Raw genomic sequence first — 15,590 nt, 5'->3', positions numbered from 1 at the left:
TATTTCAGAAAGTTGTGAAGACTGTAGGGTCACGGGGTGAGTGTCGAGGAGCCGACCATGAACGAGCCGGGCCACCGCGACGAGGAGGAGGTCCACCTCTTCGTCGAACGGATGGCGATGGCCTTCGCCGACGTGGGCTTCCCCCGGATGGCCGCCCGGGTCCTGTTCGCCGTGATGAGCGCCGACGAGCCACTGACCGCGGGCGAGATCGGCGAGCGGCTGGGCGTCAGCGCGGCGGCCGTCTCCGGCGCGGTGCGCTACCTGACGCAGTTCGCCATGCTGGTCCGCGAACCGGTCAAGGGCTCCCGGCGCGACCGCTACCGGATGCCCGACAACCCGTGGTACGAGGCCACCATCACCAAGACCACGCTCTACAAGAACTTCATCGACATCGCCGGCGGCGGCGTCGAGGCGCTGGCCGGCCGGAGCACCCCGGCCGGCGAACGGGTCGCCGAGATGCGGGACTTCTTCCTCTTCGTACAGGAGGAGGTGGAAGCGCTCGGCGACCGCTGGCGGGCCCGGCGGGCCGCGACCGGGCACGGTCGCCCGGCCGACTGAGCCGTCAGCGGGTGTTGCCCCAGCGGGCCTGCTCCAGCAGATCCGCCGCCCGCTCCCGGATCGCCGGGTCGTCGTCGGCGCGCAACAGCGCGGTCGCGGAGTCCACCGCCTCGGTGAGGCGCCGCAACTGCACGTCCCGTTCCCGCACCAGGTCCGACTGGGCGGCGAGTTGCCGGGTCTTCACCCACAGCTCGACGAAGACCGTCACCTTGGCCCGCAGCACCCACGGGTCGAACGGCTTGGTCAGGTAGTCCACCGCGCCCACCTGGTAGCCGCGCAGCGCGAGTTGGGCGTCCTTGTCCGCCGCGGTGAGGAAGATGATCGGTACGTGCCGGGTCCGCTCCCGCCGCTTGATGTGGGTGGCGGTCTCGAAGCCGTCCATGTCCGGCATCTGGGCGTCCAGCAGGATCACCGCGAAGTCGTCCACGAGCAACTGCTTGAGCGCGGCCTCACCGCTCTCCACCGCGACCGACTGCACCGGGAGACCCTGGAGGATCGCCTCCAACGCCATCAGGTTCTCCCGCCGGTCGTCCACCAGCAGGGCCTTGGCCGTCTGCGTCACGCGCTCTCCTCGCCTTTGCTCCGGCCGATCCAGGACGCCATCAGCCCGATCAGCTCGTCCAGGTCCACCGGCTTGGTGATGTAGTCACTACCGCCGGCCGCCAGCGCCGACTCCCGGTCACCGGGCATCGCCTTGGCGGTCAGGAACACGATCGGCAGGTCCGCGAAGCGGTGGTTGCGGCGGATCTGCGCGGTCGTCTCGTACCCGTCCTGGTCCGGCATCATCGCGTCCATCAGGACGATGTCCACCTCCGGATGCTCGGCGAGCTGGCGCACGCCGTCCACCCCGTTGTCCGAGTACAACACGGTCATCCCGTGCAGTTCCAACGCGGACGTCAGCGCGAACACGTTCCGCACGTCGTCGTCGATGATCAGGACCGTCACGCCGTCCAGCCGGCGGGCGGCCGGCGTCTCCTGCGGCGGCGGCAGCTCCATCGGCATGAGCAGCGACGACGGCAGGCCCGCGCGGCTCGGCGACGGCGGCGCCGGCGCCACCACCGCGTCCGGCGCCAGCACATCCGGTACGAAGAGGGTGAACGTCGAGCCCTGCCCGGGCGCGGACGACACGGTGATCGTGCCGCCGAGCAGGCGGGCCAGGTCGCGACTGATCGACAGGCCGAGCCCGGTGCCGCCGTAACGCCGGCTGGTCGTGCCGTCGGCCTGCTGGAACGCCTCGAAGATCAGCGAGAGCTTGTCGTCCGAGACGCCGATCCCGGTGTCGATCACGGTGAACGCGATGACCCGCTGGGCGTTCGTGAGCGCCGGCACGTCGAAGACGACGTTCTCGGCGGCCGGACCGATCCGCAGCGTCACCGCGCCGTTGTCGGTGAACTTCACCGCGTTGGAGAGCAGGTTGCGCAGGATCTGCTGCAACCGCTGGGCGTCGGTGACCAGGGCCGGCGGCAGCTCCCGGCTGACCCGGACCTGGAAGTCCAGCCCCTTCTCCTCGGCCTGCGGCGCGAACGCCTGCTCGACGTACCCGCGGATCTCGGAGAAGTGGACCTCGGTCGGCTCCACGTCCATCCGCCCCGCCTCGATCTTGGAAAGGTCGAGGATGTCGTCGATCAGCGAGAGCAGGTCCGAACCGGCGCTGTGGATGGTCCGGGCGAACTCGATCTGCTTCGCGCTCAGGTTCCGCTCCGGGTTCTCGGCGAGCAGCCGGGCCAGCAGGAGCAGCGAGTTCAGCGGCGTACGCAGCTCGTGGCTCATGTTCGCCAGGAACTCCGACTTGTACGCCGACGCCCGGGTGAGCTGCTGCGCCTTCTCCTCCAGGCCCAACCGGGCCAACTCGATCTCCCGGTTCTGCGTCTCGATGTTCGCCTTCTGCTCCGACAGCAGCTTCGCCTTGTCCTCCAGCTCGGCGTTCGTACGCTGCAACTCCGCCGACTGGTCCTGCATCTCGTGCGCCAGCCGCTGCGACTGCGCCAGCAGTTCCTCCGTACGACGGTTGGCCTGGATGGTGTTGACCGCGACGCCGATGGTGAGCACCAGCCGCTCCAGGAACGCCAGGTGCAGGTCGGAGAAGGTGGTGACGCCGGCGAACTCGATCACGCCGAGCAGCTCCCCCTCGAACAGCACCGGGAGCACCACCAGATCGGCCGGGGGCGTGTCGGCCAGCCCGGAGCGGACCACCAGCCGCCCGTCCGGCTGCGCCTTGACCCGGATGGTCCGGCGGGACAGCGCGGCCTGACCGACCAGCCCCTCACCGGGACCGAACGTCACGTCGTGCCCGCGGGCCACGTACCCGTAGGAGGCGGTGAGCCGCAGCCGCATGCTGCCCTCGGAGCTGTCCGCCAGGAAGAACGCGCCGAGCTGCGCGTCGACGAGCGGGGTCACCTCCATCATGATCATGCGGCAGACCTCGCCCAGGTCCCGCTGGCCCTGGAGCAGGCCGCCGATGCGGGCCAGGTTGGAGTCGAGCCAGCCCTGCTCGGCGTTCTTCTTGGTCGTCTCCCCGAGGGTGACGATCATCTGGTTGATGTTGTCCTTCAGCTCGGCGACCTCGCCCTGGGCCTTGACGTTGATCCGCTGGGTCAGGTCGCCCCGGGTCACCGACGTGGAGACCCGCGCGATGGCGCGCAGCTGCGTGGTGAGCGTCGACGCGAGCTGGTTGACGTTCTCGGTGAGGTCGCGCCAGGTGCCGGAGACGCCCTTCACCTGCGCCTGACCGCCCAGCTTGCCCTCGGTGCCCACCTCGCGGGCCACCCGGGTCACCTCGTCGGCGAACGAGGACAGCTGGTCCACCATCGTGTTCACGGTGTTCTTCAGCTCCAGGATCTCGCCCTGCGCGTCCACCGTGATCTTCTGCCCCAGGTCACCACGCGCCACCGCCGTCGTGACCGACGCGATGTTGCGGACCTGGCTGGTGAGGTTCGACCCCATCGAGTTCACGTTGTCGGTCAGGTCCCGCCACGTACCCGACACGCCCTTGACCTGAGCCTGGCCACCCAGCTTGCCCTCGGTGCCCACCTCGCGGGCCACCCGCGTCACCTCGTCGGCGAACGACGACAGCTGGTCCACCATCGTGTTCACCGTCGACTTCAGCTCCAGGATCTCGCCCTGCGCATCCACCGTGATCTTCTGCGACAGGTCGCCCTTCGCCACCGCGGTCGACACCTGCGCGATGTTGCGGACCTGGGCGGTGAGGTTCGACGCCATCGAGTTCACGTTGTCGGTCAGATCGCGCCAGGTGCCGGCGACGCCACGCACCTGCGCCTGACCGCCCAACTTGCCCTCGGTGCCCACCTCGCGGGCCACCCGCGTCACCTCGTCCGCGAACGACGACAGCTGGTCCACCATCGTGTTCACCGTCGACTTCAGCTCCAGGATCTCGCCCCGGGCGTCCACCGTGATCTTCTGCGACAGGTCACCCTTCGCCACCGCCGTGGTCACCGACGCGATGTTGCGGACCTGGCTGGTCAGGTTCGACGCCATCGAGTTCACGTTGTCGGTCAGGTCCCGCCACGTACCCGACACGCCCTTGACCTGAGCCTGGCCACCCAGCTTGCCCTCGGTGCCCACCTCGCGTGCGACGCGCGTCACCTCGTCGGCGAACGAGGACAGCTGGTCCACCATCGTGTTCACGGTGTTCTTCAGCTCCAGGATCTCGCCCTGCGCGTCCACCGTGATCTTCTGCCCCAGGTCGCCCTTCGCCACCGCCGTGGACACCTGGGAGATGTTCCGCACCTGGCTGGTCAGGTTGCCGGCGAGCTGGTTGACGTTCTCCGTCAGGTCGCGCCAGGTGCCGGAGACGCCGCGCACCTGGGCCTGGCCGCCCAGCTTGCCCTCGATGCCCACCTCGCGGGCCACCCGGGTCACCTCGTCGGCGAACGACGAGAGCTGGTCCACCATCGTGTTCACGGTGTCCTTCAGCTCCAGGATCTCACCCTGCGCCGCCACCGTGATCTTCTGCGACAGGTCGCCCTTGGCCACCGCGGTCGACACCTGCGCGATGTTCCGCACCTGACTGGTCAGGTTCGACGCCATCGAGTTGACGTTGTCGGTCAGGTCCTTCCACGTGCCGGCCACGCCCGGCACCTGCGCCTGGCCGCCCAACTTGCCCTCCGTGCCCACCTCGCGGGCCACCCGGGTCACCTGCTCGGCGAAGAGGCGCAACGTGTCGGTGAGCGAATTCATCGTGTCGGCCAGCTCGGCCACCTCGCCGCGCGCCCCGACCGTGATCTTCTGCGACAGGTCGCCCTTCGCCACCGCGGTCGCCACCTGCGAGATCGACCGCACCTGGCCGGTCAGGTTCGACGCCATGGTGTTCACCGAGTCGGTGAGGTCCTTCCAGGTGCCGGCCGCGCCGCGCACGTCCGCCTGGCCGCCCAACTTGCCCTCGGTGCCCACCTCACGGGCCACCCGCGTCACCTCGTCGGCGAACGACGACAGCTGGTCCACCATCGTGTTCACGGTCCGGCCGATGCGCAGGTACTCCCCCCGCAGCGGGCGACCGTCGATCTCCAACGCCATGTGCTGGGAGAGGTCGCCGTCGGCCACCGCCACGATGACCCGGGCGATCTCGGTGGCCGGTCGGCCCAGGTCGTCGATGAGCGAGTTGACCGCCCGCTGACCCTCCGCCCAGGAGCCCTCCAGGCCCTCGTCGTCCAGGCGCTCGGTCAGCCGCCCGTCCCGACCCACGATCCGGCTGATCCGGCGCAGGTCCAGGTGCTGCCGTTCCTGCAGGGACACCACATCGTTGAAGGCGTCGGCGACCTCACCGGAGAGCCCCGCCCGCCGCGGCAGGCGGACCCGGAGGTCGCCGCGGGCCACCCGCTCCAGCGCCTCGACCAGCTCGCCGAGGAGCACCTCGTGGTCGGGCGCGGACGGATCCGCGGTCACCGACTGTTTCGCCGTGGTCATCTTTCCTCGCTCAGCTCGGGGCTCACCGGCTCGCGCCGACACGCGGCCATCCCATCATTGTGCCGCGCCATCCGTCGAGGTCACCGGCGGCTGATGGCGCGTCACGCCCCGTATCCACCCGGTCGGCCGGTTCGAGCGAGGCGCTTGGCACCCGGGGTGGCGGCGATGGAGGATGTGAAGGTGTCAGCGGAGGTGGAGCCGACCCACAGCGGCGGCGCGGACGAGCAGGTCCGGCGTGTCCGCCTACCCGCCGACCGGCGCACCCCGGCCGCGGCCCGGGCGCTCGTGCGCGCCACGCTCCTCGAAACCGGCCTGCCCGAGCTGCTCAACGAGGCGCTCCTGCTCACCACCGAGCTGACCACCAACGCGGTCGAGCACGCGCGCACCGAACTGGACATCGAGGTCGAAGCCGACCAGGCCGGGTTCACCGTCACGGTCACCGACTTCGCCTCCGGCCCGGTCGACGAACTCACCGTCGGCGTCCGCAACACCACCTCCGACATCACCGAGGTGGCCGCGCGCGGGCGTGGCCTGCTGCTTGTCGACCACTTCGCCAGCCGCTGGGGCACCACCTACCTGCCCACCGGCAAGGGCGTCTGGTTCCGCCTGGACCGTCCCGGCCTGTCCGGCGCCGCCCGCCCGTCCGCCCCGCCGGCCCGGGCGACGGCGCAGCCGGTGGAAGAGGGCACCCCGAGCGCCGCGGCGATGAGCGAACTCATGCAGACCACCCCCGACCCGTACGCCGACGAACCGCTGCCCGACTTCGCCGTCGGGCTGCTGACCCGGGTGGCCGAGATGGTGGGCGCCGCCGGGGGCACCGTCCGGCTCGACCGGGGCGACGGGCTGGGCACCCAGGTGTTCGCCCGCTACGGCCGGCAGCCACGCGAGGGCAACGAGCTGTTGCGCGTCCCGCTCGCCGTGCACCGCCCGTACGCCGGCGAACTGGAACTGGACGCGGCGCCCTCGACGTACGCCCGGCCGCTCGCGGTACTGGCCGCCGAGCGGCTCTCGCTGCACCTGGAGAACGACCGGCTGCGCCGGGCCGACGTACGCCGCTCCGCCTGGCTCACCTTCCTCGCCGAGGCGAGCGAGCTGCTCGCCCAGTCCCTCGACGTCGAGCTGACGATGGCGCTCATCCCCCAGCTCGTGGTCCCCCGGCTCGGCCAGTGGTGCGCGGTGCACACCACCGACGAGTGGGGGCGGCTGCGCCTCGCCGCGTGCAGCCACGCCGACGAGTCGCTCCTGCCCCACCTGCACCGGTTCCTCGCCGAGACCGGCCCGGACTCGGTCCAGACCCGGCTCCGCGAGGCGACCCGCAGCCAGACGCAGGTGCCGCTGGGCGGGCCGATGGAGGGCTTCGCCGTCCCGTTGATCGCCCGCGGGCAGCGGCTCGGCACCCTGGCCGTGGGCCGGCACCAGCGGCACCGGCACGACCCGGACGAGGTCTCGGTGCTGGAGGACGTGGCCCGGCGGGCCGCGCTGGCCATCGAGAACGCCCGCATCCACGCCGAGCGCCGCCGGGTCGCGCAGGCCCTCCAGAAGTCGTTGCTGCCGCCGGCGCTCCCGCTGGTCGAGGGCATCGGCTTCGCCGCCGAGTACGTCCCGACCGGCGACGACGCCGAGGTCGGCGGCGACTTCTACGACGTGCTGCCGCTGCCGGACAACCGCTGGCTGGTGGTGGTCGGTGACGTCTCCGGCAAGGGCGTGCAGGCCGCCACCGTGACCGGCCTGGTGCGGGACGTGATCCGGGTCCTGGTCGGTGACGGCAAGCCACTGCCGGAGGTGCTCGGCCGGCTCAACGAGACACTCGTCGAACGCGGCGGCGGACGCTACTGCACACTCGCGCTGGCCTCCGTCGCGCCCGGCGACGGCGACCAGCTCGACGTGTCCCTGCACCTCGCCGGCCACGACCGGCCGGTGCTGCTGCACGGCGGTGGCGGCGCGACGTTCGTCGGCGCCAGCGGCACCGCGCTCGGCCTGCTCGACACGATCACCACCCCGACGGCGGAGGTCGCGCTCAAGCCCGGCGACGCGCTTATCTTCTACACGGACGGGGTGACCGAGCGACGGCGCGGCCGGGAGTTGTTCGGCACCGAGCGGTTGCGCGAGTCGGCGGCCCCGCTGGCCGGCTACTCGGCCGACGTGGTCGCCGCGCGGCTGCGCGCCGCCACGATCGCCTTCTCCCCCGAGCCCCCACGCGACGACATCGCCGTCCTGGTCCTCCGCAACGAAACCCCCTGACCCGCCCCTCCCCCGGCTCCCGAGCTCCCATCCCTCCCGGCCTCCCACCGCTCCCACCGCTCCCACCGCTTCCCGGGCCCCCGGGCCCCCGGGCCCCCGGGCGATCATGAGGTTGGCGCTCAGTTTTGTCACTTTTGCTCCCGCTAACCTCATGATCACCCGCTGGCCGTCTGGAGGGCGGGCGGGTTGGGTGGGGCCGCTTCTTCGATCTTGGACTTGCGGTGCCGCGATATGTCGGTTTCGGGCTGGTATCGGAGGCGCCACAAGTCCAAGATCTGTGACCGCCTGAGATCTGACCGGTAAATTGACCCAGCTTGCACCCGTTTGGCCGTCTTGATGCCCGCGGTGCTCGGGAGACGTCGGTAGGCCGGACGCCAGTTCGGTGATGTGGCGGAATCCGACCACCGGCGATGCCCCCACTTCACCGAACTGGTGTTGATCATGGCCAAACGATCACCGCCCACGCTTCCTCGCACGAGACCCGGCCGGAGAGCAGACCACCGTGCGGCCGGTTGCCCGTTTTCACGCCTGCGCGGCGTCCCGACGAGACCAGGTGACTTGGAAGGTATCGGCCCCTGGAGGGGCACTTTCCTGCCAAGATCTCACCGGCTCCCGGCATGCGAGAGGGGTCGGCCGGCACCTGGGAGCAGGGTGGTGGATGGTCGGCCGCAGATCACGCGCGCGATCAATGGCGTCATCTCGGCGCGGTCCGGCGTGCATGAAGTTGGCGGTGCAGTGCGTCCGCTTGTCACCGCCGACAGGACGAACCCCACTGACAACAGTCCCACTTGACACACCGGCGGCCCGGCCAAGGTCAAGGGCCACGGAATTGGGCGGCCCGGTCGAGGTCGGGGTCAGAGACCGCCGGGAAGACGGCCGGGGGCCAGCCGGCGGTGCGGATCCAGGTGCGCCTTGGCGCTGCGCAACCGCGTCAACGCCGGCAGGTCGCCCCAGAGGTCGACGGCGCGGCGCACCGGAGCCGGCGCCGCCACCACCACGCACCGGCCCCTTCGGGCGACCAGCACGCTGCGGACCGCGCTCAGGATTGAGGCGACCCGCTCGGGCGGCAGCGCGCCGGGCAGGGCGGCGTACGCGGTGCCGACGCCGGCCGACCCGCGTACCGGCATCGGGGCGCCGGCGGCGTCGCGCAGCGCGTAGACCGCGGCGTGCAGGTCGTCGACCGGCACGTCGATGCGCAGCGCGGTGTCGCCGGGGGCGAACGGGTAGCGCCCCCACCACTCCGGCGCGTGATGGTTGACCACCGACTCGCCGCCGAGCACCGCGGCCAGCCGCTCGGCTCGCTCCGCCACGTCGGACGGGCCGCCCTCCAGCAGGACCACCAGGCTGCCCGCCGCCGGTCGCCCGGTCACCGCCGGATGCTCGGGGCGGCCGGCCACCGACGGATGGCTCGCCGGGATCCGGCGGCGGGGCAGGGGCACCGGCACCGGCAGGTCCAGCTCGACCGCGGCCGGCCCGACGTCGGCGGCGAGCACCGCGCGGACCAGGTCGTGCAACTCCAGCGGCGTCCAGACCGGACGGGACACCCAGACCCGGCCAGCCGGCACGGCCTGCACCCGCATGGTGGCCGAGACCAGCACCCCGAGCCCGCCCTGCGAGCCGCAGAGCAGCCGGGCCACGTCCAGCCCCGGCAGGTCGCCGCGACCGAGCACCGCATCCCCGCCGAGGGCCGCCGGGCCGAAGCCGCCACCGCCACGGCCGAAACCCGCCGGGTCACCGTCACCATCCAGACCGCCACGGCCGAACCCGATCGCATCACCGCGACCGTCCAGACCACCGGCGCCGAACCCCGTCGCGTCGCCGGGACCGCCCGGGCCGCCCACCCCGTCGCCGCCCCCATCGGCCGCGAACAGGCCGCCGACGTCGAAGCCGCCCGCCGGGTCGGCCCGCCCGAGCTGCGCCGTGCCGGACTCGCCGACGCTGACCAGCTCGCCGTCGGCGTCGAGGTAGCGGACGCCGACGAGCTGCGTGCACGGGCTGCCGTGCCGGTGGCGCAACGGGCCGGCCTCGTCGGCGGCCAGCACCCCGCCCAGCGTCGCACCGGGCGAGGGCACGTCGACCGGGAGGCGTCGACCGGTGCGGCCCAGCGTGGCCTGGACGGCGCGCAGCGGCGTGCCGGCACCGATCTCGGCCACCGCGGCGGCCCGCGGCTCGTGCCACACCCCGGCCAGCCGGCCGGTGTCGAGCATGATGTCGACCTGGGCCGGGGCGGCGCCCCAGTCGATCTTCGTGCCGGCGCCGCGCGGCACCACGGTCAGGTCGTGCGCCGCGGCCAGCCGTAGCACCTCGGCAGCGGCACGCGGGCCGCCCGGCACCGCCACCCAGCGGGCGGTGCGACCGGCCACCTCGTCGGCCGGGCCGGCGAAACGGGCGAACGGCGGACCGCAGATCTCAGCCAGCTTCCGGGTGATCTCGAGGGCTCCGGGTCGGTCGGTGGAACGCGCAGCAGCCGCCATGACGGTTATCGTACACATGTTCTAATGGCTGACGGCGCGAATCGGCGGCCTGCATGGTTGAGCTGGTGGGGGTGGGCGGTCAGGGTCGCGTGCGCCTCAAGGCCCGGTTGCGCGCCGGAGACCGACCACTTGCGCGTGCAGCACCTCCGCAGCCTCCTCGGCGGTCAGGTGGCCGATGAGTACGTGGCTGGTGAGGCCATCGGCGAGGGCGAGCAGGGTGCGAGCCTCGCGCCGCGGGTCGGGCGGCGCAGCGCCCTCGTTGACCGGGACGCTCTCGGCAACCTTCGCGATGAGGCGGGCAAGGAGGTCCTGGAGGGCCGCGTAGCTGGTCCTCAGCGGTCCGGCGAGCGGCTCGCTGACGGCCGCCTGGGCGACAAAGGCGAGCCAGATCCGCGCTTCGGCGCGATGCTCTTCGCGAAGCAGGGCGATCTCGGTGGCCACGTGGCTCAGGGTGGCGTTGGCCGACTCAGCCTCGCGGTGGGCCAGGCGGTCCCGCATGCGCTCGCCGACGTGGCCGACGGCGAACAGGAGCATCTCGTCCTTGCTGCGAAAGCAGCGCTGAACGGCGCCGAGGGAGACCTGCGCGCGGGCGGCGACGTCCCGCATGGTCACCCCCTCTGGTCCGTGTTCGTCGACGAGGAGGCAGACGGCCTCGGCAATCTGGCGGCGCCTGCTTGCGTAGTCCACCTGCTTGGGCATCCTCGGTCATCTCCTTATTCCGATACGATCGTATCGCTTCTGGGATATGGTCTCGCGGCAAGCACGTCAACATGTGGACGGGAGCGAAAGGATCATGCAGGACGCCGTGTGGAAACTGTCGGCCGCCGCCCAGGCGGAGGCGGTCCGAGGCGGAGAGATTTCGGCGGTCGAACTCATCGACAGCCACCTGGAACGCATCACCGAGGTCAACCCGCGGGTCAACGCGGTCACGCAACTGTTGGCCGAGCACGCCCGTGAGGCCGCCGCGCGGACCGACCGGCGCCGCGCGTCGGGGGAAGATCTCGGGCCGCTGGCCGGCGTGCCGTTCACGGTGAAGGAATGCATTCCTGTGGAAGGCGTGCCGACCACGTTCGGAACGGCACGCTTCCGTAACCTGGTAGCGCCAGCAGACGCGCTTCCGGTGGCGCGACTGCGTGCGGCCGGAGCCATACCGATCGGGCACAGCAACATGCCCACGCTGGTCCTGGCGGGCATGCACTCTCGCAGCGAACTGTTCGGCGACACCGTCAACCCGTGGGATCCGAGCCGGACCCCGGGTGGCTCCAGCGGTGGCGACGGGGTGGCCGTGGCCACCGGCATGGCCGCGCTCGGGCTCGGCAACGACTCGGGTGGATCAGTGCGGATCCCGGCCTCGTTCTGCGGGGTGGCCGGGCTGAAGCCGACCGCCGGGAGGTTCCCCGCCGACCAGCGCGTCCTCGGTTCCGACGATCCTGGACCGGCCTCACAGATGCTGGTCACCGATGGGCCCCTGGCCCGTGGGATAGCCGATCTGCGCCTGGCATACGAGGCGCTGGCCGGGGCCGACCGGCGGGACCCGCGCGCCGTCCCGGCGCCCGTCCACGGCGAGCCGCTGCCGGGTCGGATGAAGGTCGCGGTCGTTGCCGACCCCGGGGGACACGGCGTCCACCACACGGTCCACGAGGCTGTCACGGCCGCGGCCGACGCGCTGCGGGACGCCGGGTACGACGTACGGGAGATAACGGATGTTCCGCGGCTCGACGAAGCACTCGAGGCATACGGCCGGATCACCGTGACCGAGTTCGCCGAGACCTGGCCCGTGGTGCGGACACTGCTCGGCAAGGACGGAGATCGCTACATCGCGATGGCGATGGAAAAGACTCCGCCCGCGACAGCCGGCGAGTTCATGAAGCTGATGGGGACCTGGCTGGGCATCCGCCGTTCCTGGGCGGAGTTCCTCGACGAGTACCCGCTGCTGCTCGGGCCGGTGTTCACCGAGCCGCCTGTCGAGCCGGGGCTGGAGTCGCGCGACAGAGCTGGCCGGGACCGGGTCGGCACGGGCATGCGCCTGTGCACGGTGACCAGCTTCGTGGGTGTGCCCGGGGTCGCCGTACCGACCGGGGTGATCGACGGGCTGCCGTCCGGCGTACAGATCATCGGGCGCGCGTTCCGGGAGGACCTGTGCCTGACCGCTGCCCAGGAGGTGGAGGATCGCCTCGGCGTGCTCGCACCGATCGACCCGCGCCCGGCCGTTCCGCCCACCAACGGGACACCGATTCGCGCGGCGAGGGCTCCGGGCGGCGGCCCGCCGACCGGTAACGTGGCGCCGTGACCACGACCCCACAGCCCACGGCGAAGCGCGTTCCGGCCGAGCGGACCCACCACGGTGACGCTGTCGTCGACGAGTACGCCTGGCTCGCCACCAAGGACGACCCGGAGACGATCGCCTACCTGGAGGCCGAGAACGCCTACACCGAGGCGCGCACCGCGCACCTGGCCGGGCTGCGGGCGGAACTGTTCGAGGAGACACGCCGACGCACCCAGGAGACCGACCTGTCGGTGCCGACCCGCAAGGGCGACCACTGGTACTACACCCGCACGGTCGAGGGGCAGCAGTACGGCGTGCAGTGCCGACGCACCGTCCGCCCCGGCGAGACCACGCCCCCGGTCAGCGCGGACGGCGCCCCGCTCGACGGCGAGGAGGTGCTGCTCGACGGCAACCAGCTCGCCGAGGGACACGACTTCTTCTCCCTCGGCGCGTTCGACGTCAGCCCGGACGGGCGCTGGCTCGCCTATTCCACCGACTATTCCGGCGACGAGCGGTTCACCCTGCGGATCAAGGATCTGTCCACCGGGGAGCTGCGGCCCGACGAGGTGCCCGACACGTTCTACGGCACCGCGTGGTCGAGCGACGCCTCCACACTCTTCTACGTCACGGTGGACGACACGTGGCGGCCGAACCGGGTGTGGCGGCACACCGTGGGCACCGGCTCGGGCGAGGACGTGGTGGTCCACCAGGAGGACGACGAGCGGTTCTGGGTGGGCGTCGAGCTGACCCGCTCCGAGCGCTTCGTGGTGATCGACATTAACAGCAAGATCACCAGCGAGGTACGGGTGATCCCGGCCGCCAACCCGACCGGTGAACCGGCGATCGTGGCGCCGCGCCGGCAGGGCGTCGAGTACGCCGTCGAGCACCACGGCCACCGCTTCCTGATCCTGCACAACGACGGCGCGGAGGACTTCGCGCTCGCGTACACCTCGGCGGACGCGCCGGGCGACTGGACGCCGCTGATCCCGCACACCCCGGGCACCCGGCTGGAGGCGGTCGACGCGTTCGAGAACCACCTCGTCGTCTCGCTGCGCGGCAACGGGTTGACCGGGCTGCGGGTGCTGCCGATCGGCAGCGACGACAGCTGGGACATCGACTTTCCCGAGCCGATCTACAGCGTCGGGCTGGACGCCAACCCGGAATACCGCACCGGCACGGTCCGGCTGCGCTACACCTCGCTCGTCACCCCCGACTCCGTCTACGACTACGACCTGACCACCCGCGAGCTGACGCTGCTGCGGCGCAAGCCGGTGCGGCCCGGCCCGGACGGGCGGGCGTACGACCCGGCCGACTACGAGCAGCACCGCGACTGGGCGCTGGCCGACGACGGCACCCGGGTGCCGATCTCCCTGGTCTGCCGCCGGGACACCCCCCGCGACGGGTCCGCGCCCGCGGTCATCTACGGCTACGGGTCGTACGAGGCCAGCATGGATCCCTGGTTCTCGATCGCCCGGCTGAGTCTGCTCGACCGCGGCGTCATCTTCGCCGTGGCGCACATCCGCGGCGGTGGCGAGCTGGGCCGGCGCTGGTACGACGAGGGCAAACTGCTGGCCAAGAAGAACACGTTCACCGACTTCGTGGCCTGCGCCCGGCACCTGGTCAAGGCCGGCTGGACGGCGAGCGACCGGCTGGTCGCCCGGGGCGCGTCGGCCGGCGGCCTGCTGATGGGCGCGGTGGCCAACCTCGCGCCGGACGCGTTCGCCGGGATCGTCGCGCAGGTGCCGTTCGTGGACGCGCTCACCTCGATCCTCGACCCATCGCTGCCGCTGACGGTCACCGAGTGGGAGGAGTGGGGCAACCCGCTCGACGACCCCGAGGTCTACGCGTACATGAAGTCGTACACGCCGTACGAGAACGTGACCGCTGCCGACTATCCCGCGATCCTGGCGGTGACCAGCCTCAACGACACCCGGGTCCTCTACCACGAGCCGGCCAAGTGGGTCGCCCGGCTGCGCGCGGTCGCCCCGCAGGGCGACTACCTGCTCAAGACCGAGATGGGCGCGGGCCACGGCGGCCCGAGCGGCAGGTACGACGCCTGGCGCGAGGAGGCGTTCGTCAACGCCTGGACGCTGGACCGCCTCGGCCGGGCGTGAGCGCGCGGTCGCACACGTGTTAGGAGGGGCCCCTGCTTAACAGACGTCTGTTAAGCAGGGGCCCCTCCTAACACGCCGAGCGCGGCGGCGAGCACGGCCGGGTCGGCGTTGCCGCCGCTCACCACCGCGACGGTCCGCCCGGCCGGCAGCTCGTCGCGGTGGAACAGCCGCGCGGCCGTCGCGACCGCGCCGCTCGGCTCGGCCACCAGCCGCGCGTCCCGCAGCAGCCGGCCGGCAGCCACCATGATCTCGTCCTCGGTCACCGTGACGATGCCGTCGAGCCGCTCCCGCAGGTGGGCCAGCGTCAACGCGGACAGGTTGGTGCGCAGTCCGTCCGCGCAGGTCCGGTAGGTGCGTTCGACGTCCCAGACCACCACCTCGCCGACGGCGAGCGACTCCTGGGCGTCGGCGGCCAGCGCCGGCTCCACGCCGATCACGGCGGCCGTCGGGCGCAGCGCCTTGACCGCCGTGGCGACGCCCGAACCGAGTCCGCCGCCGCCGACCGGCACCAGGACCACGTCCACGTCCGGCAGGTCGGCGACGATCTCCAACCCGACGGTGCCCTGGCCGGCGATGACCGTCGGATGGTCGAACGGTGGCACCAACGCCCCGCCGGTCTCCGCCACGATCCGTTCCGCCTCGGCGAGCCGACGCGCCGGCGGCACCAACCGTACGTCGGCGCCGAGCCCTCGCATCCGGGCCACCTTGACCTGCGGCGCGCCCTCGGGGACCACGACGGTGCAGGGCACCCCGAACGTGCGGGCCGCGTACGCGAGCGCCTGACCGTGGTTGCCGGAGGAGTGGGTGACCACCCCTCGGGACCGGGTGGCCGGGTCGAGCCGGGCCACCGCGTGGGTGGCGCCGCGCAGCTTGAACGACCCCACCGGTTGCAGGCTCTCCGGCTTGAGCCACAGCTCGTCGTCCCAGGCCGTCCGCAGCAGCGGGGTCCGCAGCACGGTGCCCGACACGTCGTCGGCGGCGGCCCGGACATCGTCGATCGAGATCAGCTCCATC

General features: G+C 71.9%; 9 protein-coding genes. 4 read left to right on the top strand and 5 right to left on the bottom strand.

What is annotated here, in order from left to right; translation table 11 throughout:
* The first annotated feature begins 36 nt into the window (after window positions 1-36).
* Window positions 37-558 carry a MarR family transcriptional regulator gene (locus O7613_RS27375; protein ID WP_281585506.1) on the top strand — a complete coding sequence of 174 codons (522 nt, stop codon included), beginning with the start codon at window positions 37-39 and terminating at the stop codon, window positions 556-558.
* Window positions 559-562: 4 nt separating this feature from the next.
* Here O7613_RS27375 and O7613_RS27370 read toward each other — a convergent pair whose 3' ends face one another.
* Together O7613_RS27370 and O7613_RS27365 are read right to left on the bottom strand one after the other, a co-directional pair.
* On the bottom strand, window positions 563-1,120 hold the full coding sequence (locus O7613_RS27370; protein ID WP_281585507.1) for a response regulator: 558 nt from the start codon (window positions 1,118-1,120) through the stop codon (window positions 563-565).
* Complete coding sequence (locus tag O7613_RS27365; RefSeq protein ID WP_281585508.1) at window positions 1,117-5,481, bottom strand: HAMP domain-containing protein; 4,365 nt, start codon at window positions 5,479-5,481, stop codon at window positions 1,117-1,119. Before O7613_RS27365 ends, O7613_RS27370 begins: the two co-directional genes overlap by 4 nt.
* 165 nt (window positions 5,482-5,646) lie before the next feature.
* On the opposite strand from O7613_RS27365, the gene O7613_RS27360 reads away from it, so the two are divergent.
* Entirely contained in the window at window positions 5,647-7,722 is a 2,076-nt protein-coding gene (locus O7613_RS27360; RefSeq protein ID WP_281585509.1) for a SpoIIE family protein phosphatase, read from the top strand.
* A gap of 854 nt (window positions 7,723-8,576) precedes the next feature.
* Here the strand turns inward: O7613_RS27360 and O7613_RS27355 are convergent.
* Both O7613_RS27355 and O7613_RS27350 read right to left on the bottom strand, forming a co-directional pair.
* Complete coding sequence (locus O7613_RS27355) at window positions 8,577-10,196, bottom strand: FAD-binding oxidoreductase (protein WP_282290769.1); 1,620 nt, start codon at window positions 10,194-10,196, stop codon at window positions 8,577-8,579.
* A gap of 96 nt (window positions 10,197-10,292) precedes the next feature.
* Complete coding sequence (locus O7613_RS27350; RefSeq protein WP_282290768.1) at window positions 10,293-10,895, bottom strand: TetR family transcriptional regulator C-terminal domain-containing protein; 603 nt, start codon at window positions 10,893-10,895, stop codon at window positions 10,293-10,295.
* On the opposite strand from O7613_RS27350, the gene O7613_RS27345 reads away from it, so the two are divergent.
* On the top strand, window positions 10,888-12,486 hold the full coding sequence (locus O7613_RS27345) for an amidase (protein ID WP_282290767.1): 1,599 nt from the start codon (window positions 10,888-10,890) through the stop codon (window positions 12,484-12,486). The genes O7613_RS27350 and O7613_RS27345 overlap by 8 nt on opposite strands.
* A complete protein-coding gene (locus tag O7613_RS27340) occupies window positions 12,483-14,576 on the top strand; it encodes a S9 family peptidase (RefSeq protein WP_282290765.1) in 2,094 nt (697 codons plus the stop codon). The genes O7613_RS27345 and O7613_RS27340 overlap by 4 nt, the downstream gene beginning before the upstream one ends.
* Window positions 14,577-14,626: 50 nt before the next feature.
* Here the strand turns inward: O7613_RS27340 and O7613_RS27335 are convergent, their stop codons facing one another.
* The gene (locus tag O7613_RS27335; protein WP_282290763.1) at window positions 14,627-15,589 is read right to left on the bottom strand and encodes a threonine/serine dehydratase; all 963 of its coding nucleotides are present in this window, start codon (window positions 15,587-15,589) and stop codon (window positions 14,627-14,629) included.
* Window position 15,590 lies beyond the last annotated feature (1 nt).

Origin of the sequence: Micromonospora sp. WMMD975 (genome assembly GCF_029581215.1) — a bacterium.
Classification (GTDB): domain Bacteria; phylum Actinomycetota; class Actinomycetes; order Mycobacteriales; family Micromonosporaceae; genus Micromonospora.
The sequence above is the reverse complement of the archived record's forward strand: the minus strand, read 5'-3'. Positions and strand labels throughout refer to the sequence as shown.

What these genes read in the sequence shown, in the direction of transcription:
- O7613_RS27335 (WP_282290763.1), bottom strand. Translation starts at nt 15,589, where the DNA reads ATGGAGCTGATCTCGATCGACGATGTCCGGGCCGCCGCCGACGACGTG.
- O7613_RS27350 (WP_282290768.1), bottom strand. Translation starts at nt 10,895, where the DNA reads ATGCCCAAGCAGGTGGACTACGCAAGCAGGCGCCGCCAGATTGCCGAG.
- O7613_RS27360 (WP_281585509.1), top strand. Translation starts at nt 5,647, where the DNA reads ATGGAGGATGTGAAGGTGTCAGCGGAGGTGGAGCCGACCCACAGCGGC.
- O7613_RS27365 (WP_281585508.1), bottom strand. Translation starts at nt 5,481, where the DNA reads ATGACCACGGCGAAACAGTCGGTGACCGCGGATCCGTCCGCGCCCGAC.
- O7613_RS27355 (WP_282290769.1), bottom strand. Translation starts at nt 10,196, where the DNA reads ATGGCGGCTGCTGCGCGTTCCACCGACCGACCCGGAGCCCTCGAGATC.